The organism is Streptomyces sp. bgisy159, assembly GCF_965341775.1.
GTDB lineage: Bacteria > Actinomycetota > Actinomycetes > Streptomycetales > Streptomycetaceae > Streptomyces.
This window is the reverse complement of the sequence record NZ_CBDQZH010000031.1, coordinates 43,990-61,347: the sequence shown is the minus strand read 5'-3', so window position 1 is coordinate 61,347 and position 17,358 is coordinate 43,990. Positions and strand designations below refer to the sequence as shown.

Genomic DNA, 17,358 nt, shown 5'->3' with positions numbered 1-17,358 from the left:
TTGCCGTTCCATCGGAAGTCCCCGACGGCGACGGCATATCGTGTGATGCCGTTGCCCGGGCCACGGGGCCGTCGCGCATCCGCCGTGAGATCATCACCGGTCGCGGCGGTAGGCCCCGCCTCGGCTCCGAGTTCGTCCATACCAGGGGGAGTCAGACCATGCGATCGATACGTCCGCCGTTCACCGCTCGTCGGGGAAGGAACGCGGGCCGCGGAACGTCCCCCGTTCTCACCGCCGTCGCCCTCGCCTCCGTGCTCGCGCTCACCACCACGGCCTGTGCGTCGGGGGACTCCGACGCCGGTGGAGCGGCCGGCGCTTCGGCGTCCGCCGTCGGCGACGGGAAGATCCAGATCCCGCAGGACATCAAGGACAAGCTCAAGGAGCACGGGATCGACCTCGACAAGTGGCGGAACGGCGCCTGGAAGAACTGGGACAAGGACGACTGGCTGCGTGAGGCGCAGGACTTCGTCAACCCGATCATCGAGGGCCTGTGGGACCCGGACCGGATGCGGGACGCCGAGGACCCGGACCGCGGTGTCGAGGACAACGACCTCTCCGGCGACCAAGGAGTGACCGATCCGGAGCCGGACCCGGTCGACGCGCGGGCCGTGCCGGCCACGTACCACGCCAACGCGCCGGAGGCCGGCAAGGTCTTCTTCGACTCCCCCGAGGGCACGATGGTCTGCTCGGCGACCGTCGTCCAGGACCCGGCGCACCCCGGCAAGTCCAACCTGGTGTGGACCGCGGGCCACTGTGTGCACGCCGGCAAGAAGGGCGGCTGGTACCGCAACATCGCGTTCGTGCCCTCGTACAACGACCCGGCCATGCCGGCCGACAGGCTGGAGAGCGCCACGCGCGAGCAGGTCGCTCCGTACGGCGTGTGGTGGGGCGACTGGGCGCAGACCTCGGACCAGTGGATCGAGCAGGGCGGTCAGACCGGTGGGGACGGGGCGCCGTACGACTTCGCGGTGATCCATGTGACGCCGGAGAAGGGCTCGTCGGGCAAGTCGCTGGAGGAGACGGTCGGTTCGGCTCTGCCGGTCGACTTCGACGCGCCGGCGGTAACCGAGGTGGCGAGCCTCACCGCGACCGGCTACCCGGCGGGTCCCCCCTATGACGGCCAGAAGCTGTTCCAGTGTCAGGACCGGCCGGGCCGACTGTCGTTGACCGCGTCGGACCCGACGATGTACCGCATCGGCTGCACGATGACGGGTGGTTCGTCCGGTGGCGGCTGGGTCGCGACCGGTTCGGACGGCAAGCCGGCGCTGGTGTCCAACACGTCGATCGGCCCGGTCACCTCAGGCTGGCTGGCGGGCCCGCGGCTGGGCAAGGAGGCCAAGGGCGTGTACGACGCGGTGAGCGGGAAGTTCGCCGGACGCTGACCTGTGGCCGGGCACGGGCGGCTGGCGGGCGTCGTGACGGAAACCTTCACGGGCCCGCCGCCGTTCGTCCCGGATCCCACGGGCGGAGTGGGGTGTCACCGTGGCGTGCGGTACGCGAGGCCCAGGCCCTCTCGCGACAGCACCTCGGCCGGCCGGCACGCAACTGGGCCGGCCGGCCGAGGTGTTCTACCGGGACATGAGCGCGACGTAAGGCGGTCGACGACCCCCGTACGGTGACCCCGTACGGCGGGAGGCCCGCCCCTGTGCGAGGGGCGGGCCTCCTGTTCCTGTTCGGTGCGGTCAGAGCGCCGCTGCCGGCACGTACGGCGCGAGGTCCGCCGCCAGTTCCTCGTGCACCCGGGCCTTGAGCAGGGTTCCCTCCGCGGTGTGCTCCGTGGAGATCACCTCGCCCTCGGTGTGGGCGCGGGCGACCAGCTTGCCGTGCGTGTACGGCACCAGAGCCTCGACCTCGACGGACGGCCGGGGCAGCTCGTTGTCGATCAGGGCGAGCAGTTCGGCGATGCCCTGGCCGGTGCGGGCCGAGACCGCGATGGCGCGCTTCTCGATCCGCAGCAGGCGCTGGAGTTCCAGCGGGTCCGCCGCGTCCGCCTTGTTGATCACGACGATCTCGGGGACGTCGGTGGCTCCGACGTCCCTGATCACCTCGCGCACGGCGAGCAGCTGCTCCTCCGGGTCGGGGTGCGAGCCGTCCACCACGTGCAGGATCAGGTCGGACTCGCCGACCTCCTCCATGGTGGAGCGGAACGCCTCGACCAGGTGGTGCGGCAGATGCCGGACGAAGCCGACGGTGTCCGCCAGCGTGTACAGCCGGCCGCTCGGGGTCTCCGCACGCCGGACGGTCGGGTCCAGGGTCGCGAACAGGGCGTTCTCGACCAGCACGCCCGCGCCGGTCAGGCGGTTGAGCAGGGACGACTTGCCGGCGTTGGTGTAGCCCGCGATGGCTACCGACGGCACCTTGTGGCGCTTGCGCTCCTGGCGCTTGATCTCCCGGCCGGTCTTCATCTCCGCGATCTCCCGGCGCATCTTCGCCATCTTCTCGCGGATCCGGCGCCGGTCCGTCTCGATCTTGGTCTCACCGGGGCCACGGGTGGCGAGGCCGCCGCCCTTGCCGCCGCCCATCTGCCGGGACAGCGACTGACCCCAGCCGCGCAGCCTCGGCAGCATGTACTGCATCTGGGCGAGCGCGACCTGCGCCTTGCCCTCACGGGACTTGGCGTGCTGGGCGAAGATGTCGAGGATCAGGGCCGTACGGTCGATGACCTTGACCTTGACGACGTCTTCCAGGTGGATCAGCTGGCCGGGGCTCAGCTCACCGTCGCAGATGACGGTGTCCGCGCCCGTCTCGATGACGATGTCGCGCAGCTCCTCGGCCTTGCCGGAGCCGATGTAGGTGGCGGCGTCGGGCTTGTCGCGGCGCTGGATCACGCCGTCGAGCACGAGAGCGCCCGCGGTCTCGGCGAGGGCGGCGAGCTCGCTGAGCGAGTTCTCCGCGTCCCGCACGGTTCCCGTGGTCCAGACGCCGACCAGGACGACCCGCTCCAGGCGGAGCTGACGGTACTCGACCTCGGTGACGTCCTCGAGCTCGGTGGAGAGGCCCGCCACGCGGCGCAGAGCCGCGCGCTCGGAGCGGTCGAACTGGTCGCCGTCCCGCTCTCCGTCGATCTCGTGGCTCCAGGCGACGTCCTCTTCCATCAGGGCATCGGCCCGAAGACCTTCGGGATAGGTGTGCGCGAAGCGCTTGGTGTCCTGGGAAGGGGAAGAAGAGGAGGTCATTGGGTCCTTACGTCGTTGGGTATGCCGATGCGGCGGTCACACTGCACAACGCACGAGCACCCCGGGAGATTCCCGTGCCCCGTGCCGCGCCGACCTCACGATGGTCGCACGGCACGGCCCGTCTCGTCACCGCCTTATCGGCGGGGCCCGCCCGGTGTCAGCGCGCGGGCCGGACGGTCGGTGCGACCGTGGTCCAGTCGGGGTGGCCGGGCATCGGTGGGGTCTTCTCGCCGTACAGCCAGGCTCGGAAGAAGCCGTCGAGGTCGCGGCCGGAGATCCGGCCCGCCAGCTCGACGAAGTCGGCCGTGCTCGCCGTACCGTCCTGGTGCTCCCGCACCCAGGCCCGCTCCAGTTGGTCGAAGGACCGCTGCCCGATCGTCTCGCGCAGCGCGTACAGGACGAGCGCGGCGCCGTCGTAGACGTTGGCGCGGAAGATGCCGATCTTCCGGCCCCGCTCGGGCGGCTTGGGCGCGGCCGGGGGGCCGCCCGCGGCGCGCCAGCGGTCGGAGGCACCGTACGCGGCCTTCATGCGCGCCTCCATCGACCGCTTGCCCTTCTCCTGCGCGTACAGGGCTTCGTACCAGGTGGCGTGCCCCTCGTTGAGCCACAGGTCGGACCACGCGCGCGGGGCGACGCTGTCGCCGAACCACTGGTGGGACAGCTCGTGCACCATGATCGACTCGATGTACCAGGAGGGGTAGCCGGGGTCGGTGAACAGCCCTTTCTCGAAGAGGGACAGGGTCTGCGTCTCCAGCTCGAAACCGGTGGAGGCGTCGGCCACGAGCAGACCGTAGGTCTCGAAGGGGTACGGACCGACCCGCTCCTCCATCCAGGAGATCTGCTCGGGTGTCTTCTTCAGCCACGGCTCCAGGGCGTCGCGGTGCCGGGCGGGCACGACGTCGCGCAGGGGCAGCCCGTGCGGACCCTCGCGGTGCAGGACGGTGGAACGCCCGATCGAGACCTGGGTGAGTTCGGTGGCCATGGGGTGCCGTGTGCGGTACGTCCAGGTGGTCCGCCGACCTGCCCGGTCGACGTCGGCGGGCACGCCGTTGGCGACGGCCGTGTAGCCGTTCGGGGCGGTGATCCGCACGGTGAACATGGCCTTGTCGGACGGGTGGTCGTTGCACGGGAAGACCAGGTGGGCCGCGTCGGCCTGGTTGGCCATGGCGAGCCCGTCCGCGGTGCGGACCCATCCGCCGTCCCGGTCCGGGGCCGGGACGGGGTCGCTGGTGTGGCGGACCGTGATCCGCATCCAGCTGCCCTCGGGCAGCGGGTCCTCGGGTGTGACGACCAGGTCGTCACCGGCGGTGGCGAAGGACGCGGACTCGCCGTCGACCTCGACCGAGTCGACCGTGCCGTGGGCGAAGTCGAGGTTGACGCGGTCGAGCGGGGTGGTGGTCCAGGCGTCGATGGTCGTGACCGCCCGGAGCGGCTCGCTGTTGCTGCCGGAGTACGTGAAGGACAGGTCGTACGCGGCCACGTCGTACCCCGGGTTGCCGAGGTACGGGAAGAGACGGTCACCGACCCCCAGCGGCTCCGCGGGGGCGCTCGCGGCGACCAGGGCGAGGGAAGCGGCGGACGCGAGGAGAGCGCCGGCGCGCAGTCGGCGGCTCTTCCTCGGACGGGGGCGAGGAGCGGCGGGCCGTGGTGCGGCGGCGCTGCCGGCGGCTGGGACGGGGCAGGTGCGATCGCGGGGGGTCAGCGGCATGGACCACCGCTACCAGGGGGGACGGGCACCACGGCGACGGCGCGCGCCCGGCCCACCCGAACGGGGTGCTCTCCCGCGCGTGACGCTGACGGGCGGGCCGGGTCCCGCTCAGGAGGGCACGCGCGCGTGCCGCGCGTCCACTCGCCGGCGGAACCGGCCGTCGGGGCGCACGCGGTGCTCGACGGTCACGCGCGCGTGCGGGCGCGGCCGGTAGACCTGCGCGATGGTGCTGAGCGTCAGCGACGGTCACGCGTGCGGGCGCGCCCCGGGTCAGCCGGTCGGTGCCTGGTTCCGGGCTCGGCTGACGTCGTAGACGCCGGGCACGTCGCGCATGGCTCGCATCAGCGCCGGCAGTCCGGCCGCGTCGGGCAGGCTCAGCGTGTAGGTGTGGTGGACGCGCTGCTGCGTCGGCGGTGCCACCGTGGCCGAGACGATCTCGGCGCCTTCGAGGGCGATGGCCTCGGTGAGATCCGCCAGCAGATGCGGGCGGCCGAACGATTCGGCGACCAGGGTGACACGGCAGGCCGTGGTGTCACCCCAGCGCACGTCGACCTCCGCGCGCCCCGCGTCCTTCATGCGCGCCACGACGGCGCATTCCACGCGGTGCACGGTCACCACTCCCCCGCGTACGTCGAATCCGGTGACCTCGTCGGACGGTACGGGCGTGCAACAGCCGGCGAGCCGGACGCCGGCGTCGGGCCGCCCGCTGACGGCGATCGCGGCCGCGGGTCGCGCTGTGGAGGCCGGTCCGGTGCCGGTGCCCGCCGCGTCTTCGGCCGTCCCCGCCGCGCGCGTTCCGCGTCGTCCCCCGGCGCGCCGTCCCGCCCCGGCGCTCTGTGTCGCATCGGCCCGGTCGTTCGTCGCGGCCCGGCCGTTGGCCCTGTCGTTCGTCTCGGACCCGTCGTTCGTCGCGGCCCTGTCGTTCGTCGCGGCCGGGTCGGTGGTTCCGGGGCTGTCGGGCCCTTCGCCGCCGTCCGCCCCCGGGGCTCCCCCGTGCGTCGCCAGCCAGCGCTGGATGGCGATCCGGGCGGCGGGCGTGTGCGCGTGCTCCAGCCACTTGCGGGAGGGCTCCGACGCGGGGTCCTGTCCCATGAGGAGCTGGACGGTGTCGCCGTCCCGCAGCACGGTGCTCAGGGTCGCCAGCCGCCCGTTGACGCGCGCGCCGAGGCACGCGTGCGCGTCCTCGCCGTACTGGGCGTAGGCGGCGTCGACGCAGGTGGCGCCCTCGGGGAGACCGAGGGTGCCGCCGTCGGGGCGGAACACGGTGATCTCACGGTCCTGGGCGAGGTCCTCGCGCAGGGTGGACCAGAAGGTGTCGGTATCGGGTGCCGCCCGCTGCCAGTCGAGGAGCCGGGAGAGCCAGCCGGGCCGGGTCGGGTCGATGCGTTCGCCGTCCCCCGTGTCGCCCGGGGCCTGCTCCTCCGCGGGCGCGGAGTAGGGGTTGCCGAGGGCGACGACGCCGGCCTCGGCGACCTTGTGCATCAGGTGGGTGCGGATGAGGACCTCGGCGACCTGACCGTCCTCACGGGCGAGGGCGGTGTGCAGCGACTGGTACAGGTTGAACTTGGGTACGGCGATGAAGTCCTTGAACTCCGAGACGACCGGCGTCATGCAGGTGTGCAGTTCGCCGAGGACGGCATAGCAGTCGGCGTCCTCGGTGACGAGGACCAGCAGCCGCCCGAAGTCGGCGCCGCGCAGCTGTCCCCGCTTGCGGGACACGCGGTGCAGGGAGACGAGGTGCCGGGGCCGGATCAGGACTTCGGCCTGGATGTCGGCCTCGCGCAGCACCGCGCGCATCGCGTCGGCGAACTCGGCGAGCGGGTCGTCGGCGCGGGCGGCGTTCTCGGCGATCAGCTCGCGCGTGTGCTGGTACTCCTCGGGGTGGAGGATCGCGAAGACCAGGTCCTCCAGTTCCGTCTTGATCGCCTGGACGCCCAGCCGCTCGGCGAGCGGGATCAGCACGTCGCGGGTCACCTTGGCGATGCGGGCCTGTTTCTCGGGGCGCATCACGCCCAGGGTGCGCATGTTGTGCAGCCGGTCGGCGAGTTTGATCGACATCACACGGACGTCGTTGCCGGTGGCGACGAGCATCTTGCGGAAGGTCTCGGGTTCGGCGGCGGCGCCGTAGTCGACCTTCTCCAACTTGGTGACGCCGTCCACGAGATAGCGCACCTCCTCGCCGAACTCCGCGCCGACCTGATCCAGCGTCACCTCGGTGTCCTCCACGGTGTCGTGGAGCAGGGACGCCGTCAACGTCGTGGTCTCGGCGCCGAGTTCGGCCAGGATGAGCGTCACGGCGAGTGGATGGGTGATGTACGGCTCGCCGCTCTTGCGCATCTGTCCGCGGTGCGAGGACTCGGCAAGGACATAGGCGCGGCGCAACGGCTCCAGGCCGGCGTCCGGATGGTGGGCGCGGTGGGCGTCCACGACGTGGCTGATGGCGTCGGGCAGGCGGTCCCGTGCGGTGGGGCCGAGCAGGGCGGCCCGGCCCAGTCGGCGCAGGTCGATGCGGGGGCGGCTGCGCCTGCGGGCGGCCGCAGGCACCACCGGGCCTGGGGTCGCGGGATTCGTGGCCTCCGCACTCATGGGCACCTCCGGCTGCGTGGACCGGCGGACGGGTGCCCCAGGGCGGGCACGGCTCAGGGGACTGGCGACGGTCCCCCGCCCGGGCCGGTGCTTGATGCTACCGAGCCCACCACGTGCGACCGACCGCCTCTCGCCGAGCGTGAAACGGATCACCCATTCGAGCGATGGTTGGCAGGTTTACGTTTTCGCGCCATCAGAAGGCGGCCGGTTCGCGATGTCGAACCCGTGCCCGCCTCCCGGGGGCTCACTCGTACGCCGTGCGCGCCCCCGGACCTGCGATACGAAGCCCGCACCCCTCAGCGAACGGCGGTTTCCAGCCACTCGGGATCGATCTCGCCCTCGGCGACGATCACGGCGGGGCCGGTCATCTCGATCTCCCCGTCGGGCCGCTCGGTGATGGTCAGGCGGCCGCCGGGGACGTCGACGGTGTAGGTGACCGGCGTGCCGGTCGCGGCCGGGTCGGCGCCGTCGCGGCGGGCGGTGGCGACGGCGACGGCGCACGCACCGGTGCCGCAGGAGCGGGTCTCGCCGACGCCGCGCTCGTGCACCCGCAGCGCGACGTGCCGGGGACCGCGGTCGACGACGAACTCGACGTTGACCCCGTCCGGATAGGCGGCGGCCGGGCTGACGGGCGGCGGGGAGTGCAGGTCGCCGGCGTGCGCCAGGTCATCGACGAAGGCCACCGCGTGCGGGTTGCCCATGTTCACGTTCCGCGCGGGCCAGCTGAGCTCGCCGACGCTCACCGTGACCTCTCCCTCGGGGAGCGCCGCGCGGCCCATGCCGACCGTGATGTCGCCCTCCTTGGCGATGTGCGTGGCCTTCACGCCGCCCCGCGTCGCGATGCGCAGGTCGCCGACGGGGGCGAGACCGGCATGCTGGAGATAGCGCGCGAACACCCGGACGCCGTTGCCGCACATCTCGGCGACCGACCCGTCGCCGTTGCGGTAGTCCATGAACCACTCGGCCTCGGCGGCCAGGTGCGCCGCCTCCGGGTGCGCGGCGGACCGCACGACGTGCAGCAGCCCGTCGCCGCCGATGCCCGCTCGGCGGTCGCACAGTGCGGCCACGGCGGCGGGGGACAGGTCGACGGTGTTCTCGGGGTCCGGGACGATCACGAAGTCGTTCTCGGTGCCGTGCCCCTTGAGGAAGGCGATCCGCGTGCTCATTCCTCGATCGTACGGGGTGGTCAGGACACCCGGTCGGTCAAGGCGGCGGGCGGCGGGCCCATGGCCGTGCACGCGCGCGTGGGCGGGACCTCCGCGCCACCGTCGCGCGGGCAGCCCCCGCAAGGCGCCGGTCGGGGCGGTGCCGAGCAGGTCAGCGCAGTCGGGCGACCCGCCACACGGCCAGCACCACCACCGCGGCCACCACCACCGCGTAGGTGAGGATCACGCGCCAGTCGGGGCGGCGGCCGGATCCGCGCTGGGGCAGGCCGGGCCAGGTGGAGCCCACGCGGCGGGCGGCCATCATGCCCCAGCCGGCCGCGCAGGAGCAGATCAGCAGACCGAGCATGGCGGTCATCGCCCCGCTGTCACCGAAGTCGAAGGCGAGCGGGAAGGCGAACATCAGGGAGCCGGCGGCGGCGAGCGCGACGATGGGCGCCAGCTGCCAGATCCGCATCCGGCGTTGCGGGCGCAGCTCGACCTCGACCTCCGGGCCGCTTTCGAAGATCTCCTCGGGGTCCGGGCCGTCCTCGGTCACGCCGTCGGGCGTGTCGTCGTCCGGCCCGTCCGGGCTGAGGTGCTCGTCGGCAAGGTCCGCACGCAGGTCCGCCGACTCCGCTTCCTCCCGCTCGGGGGTGACGGATTCGGTGCTTCGTGCGGTGTCGCGAGGGCCGGCCTCCATCGCCACGCGCCCTCCCAACTCGGACTCCACTTGGTCGATCGAAGTTTGATGATGGCACGGCGCCGGAGGCCCGGATGACGGCCTGGGCGTCCCGATGCCATGACGTGATCAGGCTGTAACCGGTCGTTCGACCAATGCCAGGGCGCGCCGCGGAAGTTCCCGGAGGTCCGTGGCGGCCCCACTCAACCAGTTCACCCGGGGATCGCGCCTGAACCATGAATCCTGGCGGCGCGCGAAGCGCTTGGTGGCACGTACGGTCTCCGCCCGTGCCTCGTCCTCGGTGCACTCGCCGGCCAGCGCCGCGAGCACCTGCTGGTAGCCGAGCGCTCGCGACGCCGTACGCCCCCCGCGCAGGCCGTGCGCCTCCAGTGCGCGCACCTCGTCCACGAGGCCGGCCGCCCACATCCGGTCGACGCGGCGCGCGATGCGCTCGTCGAGCTCGGGCCGTGCCACGTCCACGCCGATCTGGATGGTGTCGTAGACGGAGTCGTGGCCGGGCAGGTTGGCCGTGAACGGCTTGCCGGTGATCTCGATCACTTCGAGCGCCCGGACGATCCGGCGGCCGTTGCCGGGCAGGATGGCGCGCGCGGCCTCGGGGTCGACGGCGGCCAGCCGCGCGTGCAGGGCGCCGGAGCCGCGCAGCGCGAGTTCCTCCTCCAGCCGGGCCCGCACCTCGGGGTCGGTGCCGGGGAACTCCAGGTTGTCGACCGCACCGCGCACGTACAGTCCGGAGCCGCCGACGAGGATGGGCCAGCGGCCCTCGGCGAGCAGGGCGTCGATCCGGGACCGGGCCAGCCGCTGGTACTCGGCGACGGAGGCCGTCACGGTCACGTCCCAGATGTCCAGGAGGTGGTGCGGCACACCGCCGCGTTCCTCGGGCGTCAGCTTGGCGGTGCCGATGTCCATCCCTCGGTAGAGCTGCATGGAGTCGGCGTTGACGATCTCGCCGTCGAGTCGCTGGGCCAGGAAGACGCCGAGATCGGACTTTCCGGCCGCGGTCGGTCCGACGACGGCGATGACGCGGGGGGCGGGGGGTGCACTGCTCACCGGAACAGTCTCCCAAACCTCCGGCCCTGCCCTCGAACGAGCTACGTGACGGTGCGGGCCCGGCGTCGTTGCCCGTTGCGAGGTTTTCCGGCGCGACGCGGGATGCCGCCCGCACGAGTAACGTATGGAGTTGATATGGGCGTTTTTGCGCGACTTCTTCGGAGGTCGAAGACCACTGAGGAGGCGGTCTCGGAGCAGGTGGCCACGGCGGCCACGACCACCGCCGAGGGGCCGGCCGACCCGGCCGGGCCGGGCACGGCCGAGGTGACCGGGGACACTGCCGCCCCCACCGAAGAGCCGTCGGCACGGCCGGAGGCGGCCGCCGACACGGCGGAAGCGGCACCGGAGACCGACGCGGACGTCGGTGTGGGAATCCCCCGTCAGCAGTCCGCCGAGGCGGGCGCCGACAGCGAGGCCGGCGAGGGCGCCCGCACGTGACCCGCCCCCCGAGGGAAGGTGACCCATGGGTCTGCTGAACGAAATGAAGGCCAAGCTCGCCCCCGCGAAGGACAAGGTGTCCAGCCTCGCTCACCAGCACGGGGGCAAGGTGCAGCACGGTCTCCACAAGGCGGCGAAGGCCGTCGACGAGAAGACCAAGGGCAAGTACAGCGACCGGATCCACGCGGGCACCGACCGGGCGAAGGACGCCGTGGACCGGCTGGCGCACAAGGACCGCGGCGGCCGGGCGGCTCCGCCGCAGGACTCACCACCGCCGGCCTCCTGAGCGGCACCGATCCCGCCCGCCGGATCACCGGACGGCCGCGAAAGCCCCTGCTTCGCGGCCGTCCGGTATCTCCGGGGCGGGTCCGGCGGCTACGACCAGGCCGCCACCAGGTAGCCGACGCCGTACGGTGCGGCCTCGTACAGCAGGGCGCCGGTCAGGTCGGCCCCCTCGGCGGCACCGGCGAGGATCTGCCAGGGCACGCGGCCGGATGCCATGAGCTGCCGGGCCAGTTCGACGTCCAGCGCCTTGAGGGCGTCGATGTCCGCCTCCGCGAGGGCGCGGGCGACGGACGCGTCGAAGGGCGCCGCCCGTTCGTCCAGGTAGCCGGGGGCCTTGAGGGTGCGGCAGGCGCTGGCGTCGCCCATCACCAGCAGCGCCACCCGCTCGGCCCGGGCGGCGATGTCCCGCCCGGCCTCGGCGCACCGCTCGGCGGGCAGCGACTCCCCCACCCCGAGCGCGTCGATCGGTGCGTCCGCCCAGCCCGTGCGCCGCAGCAGCCACGCGGCCACGGCCAGCGACGGCGGCAGCCGGTCCTCGGACGGCGCAGGGGACTCGGTGTCCGGTCCGGGGCGGCCCAGCCGTACGTCGAGGGCCACGCCGAAGCCGCGGAACGATCCCCAGGTGCCCTCGGGATGCGCGCCGCGTCGGTCCGGCCCGGCCGGTCCGACGACCACGAGCCGGTCCGGGCGGGCGGCGGCGAGCACCCCGAGCGCGTCCGTGCAGGCGGCGCGGGCCGCGTCCATTTCGGGCGCGGCGCCCGCGGCGACCTCGGGGACTAGCAGCGGAGGGCAGGGGCAGACTGCGGCGGCGACAAGCATGATCGGCAGGGTAGCCGCCGGGCCGCCCGCCGCGCGTTCGTCAGAGCCCCCAGCGGGAGCGGCGCCCGGCGCGCCTGGCCGCCTTCTCGGCGGCCTTGCGCTCGGCCTCGGCCTGTCGCTCGGCCTCGCGGGCGGCCGCGATCCGCCGTGCCTCCTCCACGCTGTCGTACAGCACCTCGGCGACCGCGAAGCGGCAGCCGTAGCTCCGCATGGAGCCCTCCTTGACCAGCAGGAAACCCTCGCCCGTCCGATACAGGCGGGTGCTGACCGCGTTCATCGGGTGCTCTGGCGAGTACGAGCGGGCGTGCTCCTCCAGCCGTGCCATGGCCTGCTCGTGGGTGCCGGTGACGTGTTCCAGGACCTTGGCCGCGTAGGCCTTGCGGTCCCCCATCCCCGTGGTCTCCTCGACGATCAGCCCCCAGTGCCGTTGCACCGTGCCCTCCCCCGTAGCCGTGCTTCCTGGTGAACCGGGCGTGTCTCAGTCGCGGCCGCAGCCGGGCGCCGCCGCGACCGGCAGCGGCTCGGGCACGCCGACCTTCGGCAGGCCCAGCATGACGCCGGCGGCCCGGGCGGCCTTCTCCGCGGTGCGCTTCTCCCAGGCGTCACCGGCACGCGTGCGGCGCACGTCGAGAACGGCTCCCTCGGCCAGGAGGTGGTGCGGGGCGGCGTAGGTGATCTCGACCGTGACCACGTCGCCGGGGCGCACCTCCTGGTCGGGCTTGGTGAAGTGGACCAGGCGGTTGTCGGGGGCGCGACCGGACAGGCGCTGGGTGGCGCCGTCCTTGCGGCCCTCGCCCTCGGCGACCATCAGCTCCAGGGTGCGGCCGACCTGCTTCTTGTTCTCCGCCCAGGAGATCTCCTCCTGGAGGGCGACGAGACGCTCGTAGCGCGCCTGGACGACCTCCTTGGGGATCTGGTCCTCCATGGTCGCGGCGGGCGTGCCGGGCCGCTTGGAGTACTGGAAGGTGAACGCCTGCGCGAACCGGGCCTCGCGGACGACGTGCAGGGTCTGCTCGAAGTCCGCCTCGGTCTCGCCGGGGAAGCCCACGATGATGTCGGTGGTGATGGCGGCGTGCGGGATGGCGGCGCGGACCTTCTCGATGATCCCCAGGTAGCGGTCCTGGCGGTAGGAGCGGCGCATCGCCTTCAGGACGGTGTCCGAGCCGGACTGCAGGGGCATGTGCAGCTGCGGCATCACGTTCGGCGTCTCGGCCATGGCGGCGATCACGTCGTCGGTGAAGTCCCGCGGGTGCGGGGAGGTGAAGCGGACCCGCTCCAGGCCCTCGACGGTCCCGCAGGCGCGCAGCAGCTTGCTGAAGGCCTCCCGGTCGCCGATGTCGGAGCCGTAGGCGTTGACGTTCTGTCCGAGCAGGGTGATCTCGGAGACCCCTTCGCCGACCAGGGCCTCGACCTCGGCGAGGATGTCGCCGGGGCGGCGGTCCTTCTCCTTGCCGCGCAGGGCCGGGACGATGCAGAAGGTGCAGGTGTTGTTGCAGCCGACGGAGATCGACACCCAGGCCGCGTAGGCGCTCTCGCGCCGCGTCGGCAGCGTCGACGGGAACGCCTCCAGCGACTCGGCGATCTCGACCTGGGCCTCCTCCTGCACGCGCGCGCGTTCCAGCAGGACCGGCAGCTTGCCGATGTTGTGGGTGCCGAAGACGACGTCCACCCAGGGCGCCTTCCGCACGATGGTGTCGCGGTCCTTCTGCGCGAGGCAGCCGCCGACCGCGATCTGCATGCCGGGGCGCGACGCCTTCCTGGGGGCCAGGCGGCCCAGGTTGCCGTACAGCCGGTTGTCGGCGTTCTCCCGCACCGCGCAGGTGTTGAAGACCACGACGTCCGCATCGCCGTCCGAGCCCTCGGGCGCGCGCACGTATCCGGCGTCCTCGAGGAGACCGGCCAGTCGCTCGGAGTCGTGGACGTTCATCTGACACCCGTAGGTGCGGATCTCATAGCTCTTGGGTGCGGGAACGTCCACTGCCGGGCTCCGGTCGCTGCTGCTGGTCATGGCACAAGGGTAGGCGGTCCCGGAGGACGTCCGTCTATGCGGCCCGTCCGGCTCTGGGCGGCCTGTTCGGCGAAGCGGTCGGGTAGGTCCCGGACAGGACGCCGGGCTCCTTCGCGTGGCGGTGTGCGGCGGGGTGCGGCGGGGGCCGACGGTACGGCGCGGCCGGTGTTGCTCCGACCGGGGCCGCCCGGGCGACCGTCGTGCGGGCGGTGGCCGCCCCGGCGGTCGCGGGCAGTGGCCGTCCGAGCGGCCCGTGTGCGCCGGTGTCTCAGCCGTCGGACCCGGCCGGGGTCGTCGTGGTGGTGAAGCCCAGCTTCTTGTTGGCGGCGAGGGCGAACTCGTTGGTGAACGTCTTGCCGAGGTCCAGCGACTCCTCCGCCTTGCCGACCATCACCTCGGTCGCCAGCACGGTCTTCGGCCCACCGGCCGGCATGATCCCGTCCGGCAGGAACTGGCCCTTGTCCTCGTTCAGCGCCTTGATGTAGTCCTCCTTGGTCACCAGTTCGTTCTCCACGAACGACTTCGGCAGCTTGTTCGCTATGTCGGCGGCGCTGTGCGTGTTGATCCACTGCATGGTGGCCACGAGGGCGTTGACGACCTTCTGCACCGTGTCCTTGTGCGAGTTCACCCAGTCGGTGCGGGCGAGTACGGCGGCGGCCGGCCACGCACCGCCGAGCGCCTCCTTGGCGCCGTCGACGGTGGCCAGGTTGATGGCGGAGGCGCCGACCCCCTTCTTCTCGATCGCGGTGACCGTCGGCTGCGTGGTGATGACGCAGTCCGCCTTGCCGTTCTGCAGTGCGGCGATGGCGGTGGAGCCCGCGCCGACGGCGATCCGGTGGAAGTCGTCCTCCTTGACGCCGTTCTGCGCCGCCATGAACTTGGTGAGGGTGTCGGTGCCCGAGCCGATGTCGGTGACGCCGAGCGTCTTGCCCTGGAAGTCGGCGGCCGACTTCACCCCGCTCTTCGTCGTGCACATCTCGCGCTCGCCCGGCGCACCGGACAGTTGGACGACCGACTCGATCCCCTTGCCCTTGGCCACGAAGTCGATCGCGTGCACGTACCAGGCGCCCGCCATGTCGACCTGGCCCGACGCCATGGCGATGTCGGCACCGACGCCGCCGTTCGCCTCGTTGCTCAGCTCGACCTTGACGCCGTACTTCTCGTAGAAGCCGAGGCTCTCTGCGAGCTGGTAGGGCAGGTAGATCTGCTTGTCGATGCCGCCGACCATGAGTCTGACGGTCGGGGTCCCGCCGGAGCCGCCGGAACCGGAGTCGGCGGCGCTGCTGGAGCAGGCGGTGGCGGCGGCGAGGCTGAGAACGGTGACGAGCGACGCGGTGAGGGTCCTCTTGGACATGGCGGCTCATTCCTTTCGGGTCCGCCGGGGACGCGGACCGCTGGAAGGGGTGGGGGAGGGGGGAGGGACGGGAAGGTGGGTCTCAGAGGCCTGCGGCCTCGGAGGGCGACGGCGGGCGCCAGGACAGCAGCCGGCGTTCGAGCTTGCCGATCAGCCACTCGGCGCCGAGGACGATCACCGAGATCACGAGCATGGTGGCGAACACGCCGTTGGGGTCGAAGTTGTTCTGGGCGGTCTTGATGACCAGGCCCAGTCCGCTCTGCGCGCCGAGCACCTCGCCGACCAGCGCACCCACGATGGCGAAGCCGAAGGCGCTGTGCAGGCTGGCGATGATCCAGGTCAGTGCGGAGGGCACGACGACGTGCCGGATGATCTGCAACTGGGAGGCGCCGAGCACCCTGGCGTTGGCGAGGATGTTGCGGTCGACCTCGCGCACGCCCTGGAAGGCGTTGAAGAAGACGATGAAGAACACCAGCACCGCGGCGAGCAGGATCTTCGGGGTCACGCCGATGCCGAAGGCCACGATGAAGATGGAGCCGAGGACGATGCGCGGGATCGCGTTGACCATCTTGATGTAGGGGCCCAGCACATCGGAGAGGTAGCGGCTCTGCCCGAGCGCGACGCCGAAGACGACACCGGTCAGCGAGCCCAGGACGAAGCCGAGGAGCGCCTCCTGGATGGTGGTCCAGATGTTGGAGTAGAAGGAGCCGAACCCGGTCCCGTTCTGGAAGAGGTCGATCAGCCGCTCCCAGATGCCGGAAGGCTGGCCGAAGAAGAACGGGTCGACGATGCCCCAGGTGGTGAACGCCTGCCAGCCCCCGATGATGAACACCGCGAGGCCGATGCGGCCGGCCCACACCAGGGCGGTGCGCCGCCGGAGGGCGCTGCGGGCGGCGGCCGCGGCCGAGTTCTTCGCAGCCGGGGCGACGGCGGGGGCGGACGGGGTGGTCGTCGTGCTCATGCCTGGCCTCCGGCGGTGCTCGCGTAGGCGCGCTCGACCTCTTCGCGCAGCGTGTCCCAGATCTGGTGCTGGAGTTCGATGAAGCGGGGCTGGAAGCGGATCTCCTGGACCGAGCCGCGGGGGCGGGGCAGGTCGATGTCGAAGACCTCCTTGACCGACCCGGGGCTGGACGTCATCACCACCACCCGGTCGGCCAGCGCCACGGCCTCGTCGAGGTCGTGGGTGATGAAGATGACGGACGGGCGGATCTGCTCCCACAGGGTCAGCAGCTCGGTCGACATGATCGCCTTGGTCTGCACGTCCAGGGCGCCGAACGGCTCGTCCATGATCAGGATCTTGGGTTCGTTGATCAGCGCGGCGGCCATCGCCACGCGCTTGCGCATACCGCCGGACAGCTGGTGCGGGTAGCGGTCCTCGAAGCCGGCGAGGCCCACCCGGCGCAGCCAGTCACGGGCCTGGGCGTGCGCCCGCTGCTTGGGCACACCACGGAAGACGGGGCCCATGAGTACGTTGCCGAGGACCGTCTTCCACGGCAGCAGCGCGTCGGCCTGGAACATGAAGCTGACGCCGTCGGTGACGCCGTCGACCTCACGGCCGCCGACCCGGACCGATCCCTCGCTGGGCCGGTCGAGGCCGGACACCATGCTCAGCGTCGTGGACTTGCCGCAGCCGGTGGGACCCACCACGGCGCAGAACTGACCGGGTTCCACGGTGAACGACACGTCGTGCAGAGCCGTGAACACCTCACCGGCAGGGGTCAGGAACCGCTTGGTGAGCCCGGAGATCTCGACACGCGCGTCGGCACGCTCTGTCACACCGGAGACCGGGCTGGTCGCGACATCGTTTCGCGAAACCATGGGGCCGTCTCCTTCCTTCTCGACGGTGCCTCGGACGTTCCTTGGACGTTCCTCGGAGGCTTCTCCGAGGCCGAGGCCAGGCAGACGCTAGAGGCGGCCGCCCGTTGCGTCGCTGTTTCCGAGGTATCTCGCGAAAGTTGCGTAAACCCGGGTTCTGCTCGTTCTGCGCGGTGGACGAGGGGTAGGCAGCCCCCCGCCCGTCAGACACAATCGCGCCACCACGGGTCCGGCACAGGGCCGGCCCGGCACGACGCACGCCGGAGCGAAGAGGCAC

Annotated in this window: 15 protein-coding genes; 3 read left to right on the top strand and 12 right to left on the bottom strand. The window is 72.0% G+C overall.

Going from position 1 to position 17,358, the window contains the following annotated elements; translation table 11 throughout:
• Positions 1–158 precede the first annotated feature (158 nt).
• A complete protein-coding gene (locus tag ACSLTV_RS25850; protein ID WP_432158090.1) occupies positions 159–1,382 on the top strand; it encodes a trypsin-like serine peptidase in 1,224 nt (407 codons plus the stop codon).
• A gap of 300 nt (positions 1,383–1,682) precedes the next feature.
• On the opposite strand, the gene hflX is transcribed toward ACSLTV_RS25850, so the two are convergent.
• From hflX to miaA, 6 genes are all read right to left on the bottom strand, one after another.
• Positions 1,683–3,176: a GTPase HflX gene (gene hflX, locus ACSLTV_RS25845; RefSeq protein WP_432136289.1), complete on the bottom strand. Its 1,494-nt coding sequence runs from the start codon at positions 3,174–3,176 to the stop codon at positions 1,683–1,685.
• A 157-nt stretch (positions 3,177–3,333) separates the two neighbouring features.
• A complete protein-coding gene (locus tag ACSLTV_RS25840; protein WP_432158091.1) occupies positions 3,334–4,884 on the bottom strand; it encodes a M1 family metallopeptidase in 1,551 nt (516 codons plus the stop codon).
• Between the two features lie 270 nt (positions 4,885–5,154).
• Complete coding sequence (locus ACSLTV_RS25835; RefSeq protein ID WP_435612978.1) at positions 5,155–7,470, bottom strand: RelA/SpoT family protein; 2,316 nt, start codon at positions 7,468–7,470, stop codon at positions 5,155–5,157.
• Between the two features lie 296 nt (positions 7,471–7,766).
• Positions 7,767–8,636, bottom strand: a complete 870-nt coding sequence (gene dapF, locus ACSLTV_RS25830; protein WP_435612977.1) for a diaminopimelate epimerase — start codon at positions 8,634–8,636, stop codon at positions 7,767–7,769.
• Between the two features lie 151 nt (positions 8,637–8,787).
• Positions 8,788–9,315, bottom strand: a complete 528-nt coding sequence (locus ACSLTV_RS25825) for a hypothetical protein (protein WP_432136385.1) — start codon at positions 9,313–9,315, stop codon at positions 8,788–8,790.
• Between the two features lie 108 nt (positions 9,316–9,423).
• Positions 9,424–10,362 carry a tRNA (adenosine(37)-N6)-dimethylallyltransferase MiaA gene (gene miaA / locus ACSLTV_RS25820; protein WP_432158093.1) on the bottom strand — a complete coding sequence of 313 codons (939 nt, stop codon included), beginning with the start codon at positions 10,360–10,362 and terminating at the stop codon, positions 9,424–9,426.
• A 135-nt stretch (positions 10,363–10,497) separates the two neighbouring features.
• On the opposite strand from miaA, the gene ACSLTV_RS25815 reads away from it, so the two are divergent.
• On the top strand, positions 10,498–10,800 hold the full coding sequence (locus ACSLTV_RS25815; RefSeq protein WP_432158094.1) for a hypothetical protein: 303 nt from the start codon (positions 10,498–10,500) through the stop codon (positions 10,798–10,800).
• 25 nt (positions 10,801–10,825) lie between these two features.
• The gene (locus ACSLTV_RS25810) at positions 10,826–11,086 is read left to right on the top strand and encodes an antitoxin (protein ID WP_432136283.1); all 261 of its coding nucleotides are present in this window, start codon (positions 10,826–10,828) and stop codon (positions 11,084–11,086) included.
• Between the two features lie 89 nt (positions 11,087–11,175).
• Here the strand turns inward: ACSLTV_RS25810 and ACSLTV_RS25805 are convergent, their stop codons facing one another.
• The 6 genes from ACSLTV_RS25805 to ACSLTV_RS25780 form a co-directional block, all read right to left on the bottom strand.
• Complete coding sequence (locus ACSLTV_RS25805; RefSeq protein WP_435612976.1) at positions 11,176–11,904, bottom strand: class III extradiol dioxygenase subunit B-like domain-containing protein; 729 nt, start codon at positions 11,902–11,904, stop codon at positions 11,176–11,178.
• A gap of 40 nt (positions 11,905–11,944) precedes the next feature.
• The gene (locus ACSLTV_RS25800; protein WP_432136281.1) at positions 11,945–12,337 is read right to left on the bottom strand and encodes a hypothetical protein; all 393 of its coding nucleotides are present in this window, start codon (positions 12,335–12,337) and stop codon (positions 11,945–11,947) included.
• A 45-nt stretch (positions 12,338–12,382) separates the two neighbouring features.
• On the bottom strand, positions 12,383–13,912 hold the full coding sequence (miaB, locus tag ACSLTV_RS25795; protein ID WP_432158096.1) for a tRNA (N6-isopentenyl adenosine(37)-C2)-methylthiotransferase MiaB: 1,530 nt from the start codon (positions 13,910–13,912) through the stop codon (positions 12,383–12,385).
• 268 nt (positions 13,913–14,180) lie between these two features.
• Complete coding sequence (locus tag ACSLTV_RS25790) at positions 14,181–15,266, bottom strand: ABC transporter substrate-binding protein (RefSeq protein WP_432136279.1); 1,086 nt, start codon at positions 15,264–15,266, stop codon at positions 14,181–14,183.
• Between the two features lie 82 nt (positions 15,267–15,348).
• Positions 15,349–16,227, bottom strand: coding sequence for an ABC transporter permease (locus tag ACSLTV_RS25785; protein ID WP_432136278.1), 879 nt, complete (start codon positions 16,225–16,227; stop codon positions 15,349–15,351).
• The gene (locus tag ACSLTV_RS25780; protein WP_432136277.1) at positions 16,224–17,084 is read right to left on the bottom strand and encodes an ABC transporter ATP-binding protein; all 861 of its coding nucleotides are present in this window, start codon (positions 17,082–17,084) and stop codon (positions 16,224–16,226) included. Before ACSLTV_RS25780 ends, ACSLTV_RS25785 begins: the two co-directional genes overlap by 4 nt.
• Between the last annotated feature and the right edge of the window lie 274 nt (positions 17,085–17,358).

Excerpts from the sequence above, each read along its gene's own strand:
- ACSLTV_RS25805 (WP_435612976.1), bottom strand. The coding sequence starts at position 11,904 with ATGCTTGTCGCCGCCGCAGTCTGCCCCTGCCCTCCGCTGCTAGTCCCC.
- miaB (WP_432158096.1), bottom strand. The coding sequence starts at position 13,912 with ATGACCAGCAGCAGCGACCGGAGCCCGGCAGTGGACGTTCCCGCACCC.
- ACSLTV_RS25840 (WP_432158091.1), bottom strand. The coding sequence starts at position 4,884 with ATGCCGCTGACCCCCCGCGATCGCACCTGCCCCGTCCCAGCCGCCGGC.
- hflX (WP_432136289.1), bottom strand. The coding sequence starts at position 3,176 with ATGACCTCCTCTTCTTCCCCTTCCCAGGACACCAAGCGCTTCGCGCAC.
- ACSLTV_RS25850 (WP_432158090.1), top strand. The coding sequence starts at position 159 with ATGCGATCGATACGTCCGCCGTTCACCGCTCGTCGGGGAAGGAACGCG.
- dapF (WP_435612977.1), bottom strand. The coding sequence starts at position 8,636 with ATGAGCACGCGGATCGCCTTCCTCAAGGGGCACGGCACCGAGAACGAC.
- ACSLTV_RS25815 (WP_432158094.1), top strand. The coding sequence starts at position 10,498 with ATGGGCGTTTTTGCGCGACTTCTTCGGAGGTCGAAGACCACTGAGGAG.
- ACSLTV_RS25790 (WP_432136279.1), bottom strand. The coding sequence starts at position 15,266 with ATGTCCAAGAGGACCCTCACCGCGTCGCTCGTCACCGTTCTCAGCCTC.
- ACSLTV_RS25785 (WP_432136278.1), bottom strand. The coding sequence starts at position 16,227 with ATGAGCACGACGACCACCCCGTCCGCCCCCGCCGTCGCCCCGGCTGCG.
- ACSLTV_RS25780 (WP_432136277.1), bottom strand. The coding sequence starts at position 17,084 with ATGGTTTCGCGAAACGATGTCGCGACCAGCCCGGTCTCCGGTGTGACA.
- ACSLTV_RS25825 (WP_432136385.1), bottom strand. The coding sequence starts at position 9,315 with ATGGAGGCCGGCCCTCGCGACACCGCACGAAGCACCGAATCCGTCACC.
- ACSLTV_RS25810 (WP_432136283.1), top strand. The coding sequence starts at position 10,826 with ATGGGTCTGCTGAACGAAATGAAGGCCAAGCTCGCCCCCGCGAAGGAC.
- ACSLTV_RS25835 (WP_435612978.1), bottom strand. The coding sequence starts at position 7,470 with ATGAGTGCGGAGGCCACGAATCCCGCGACCCCAGGCCCGGTGGTGCCT.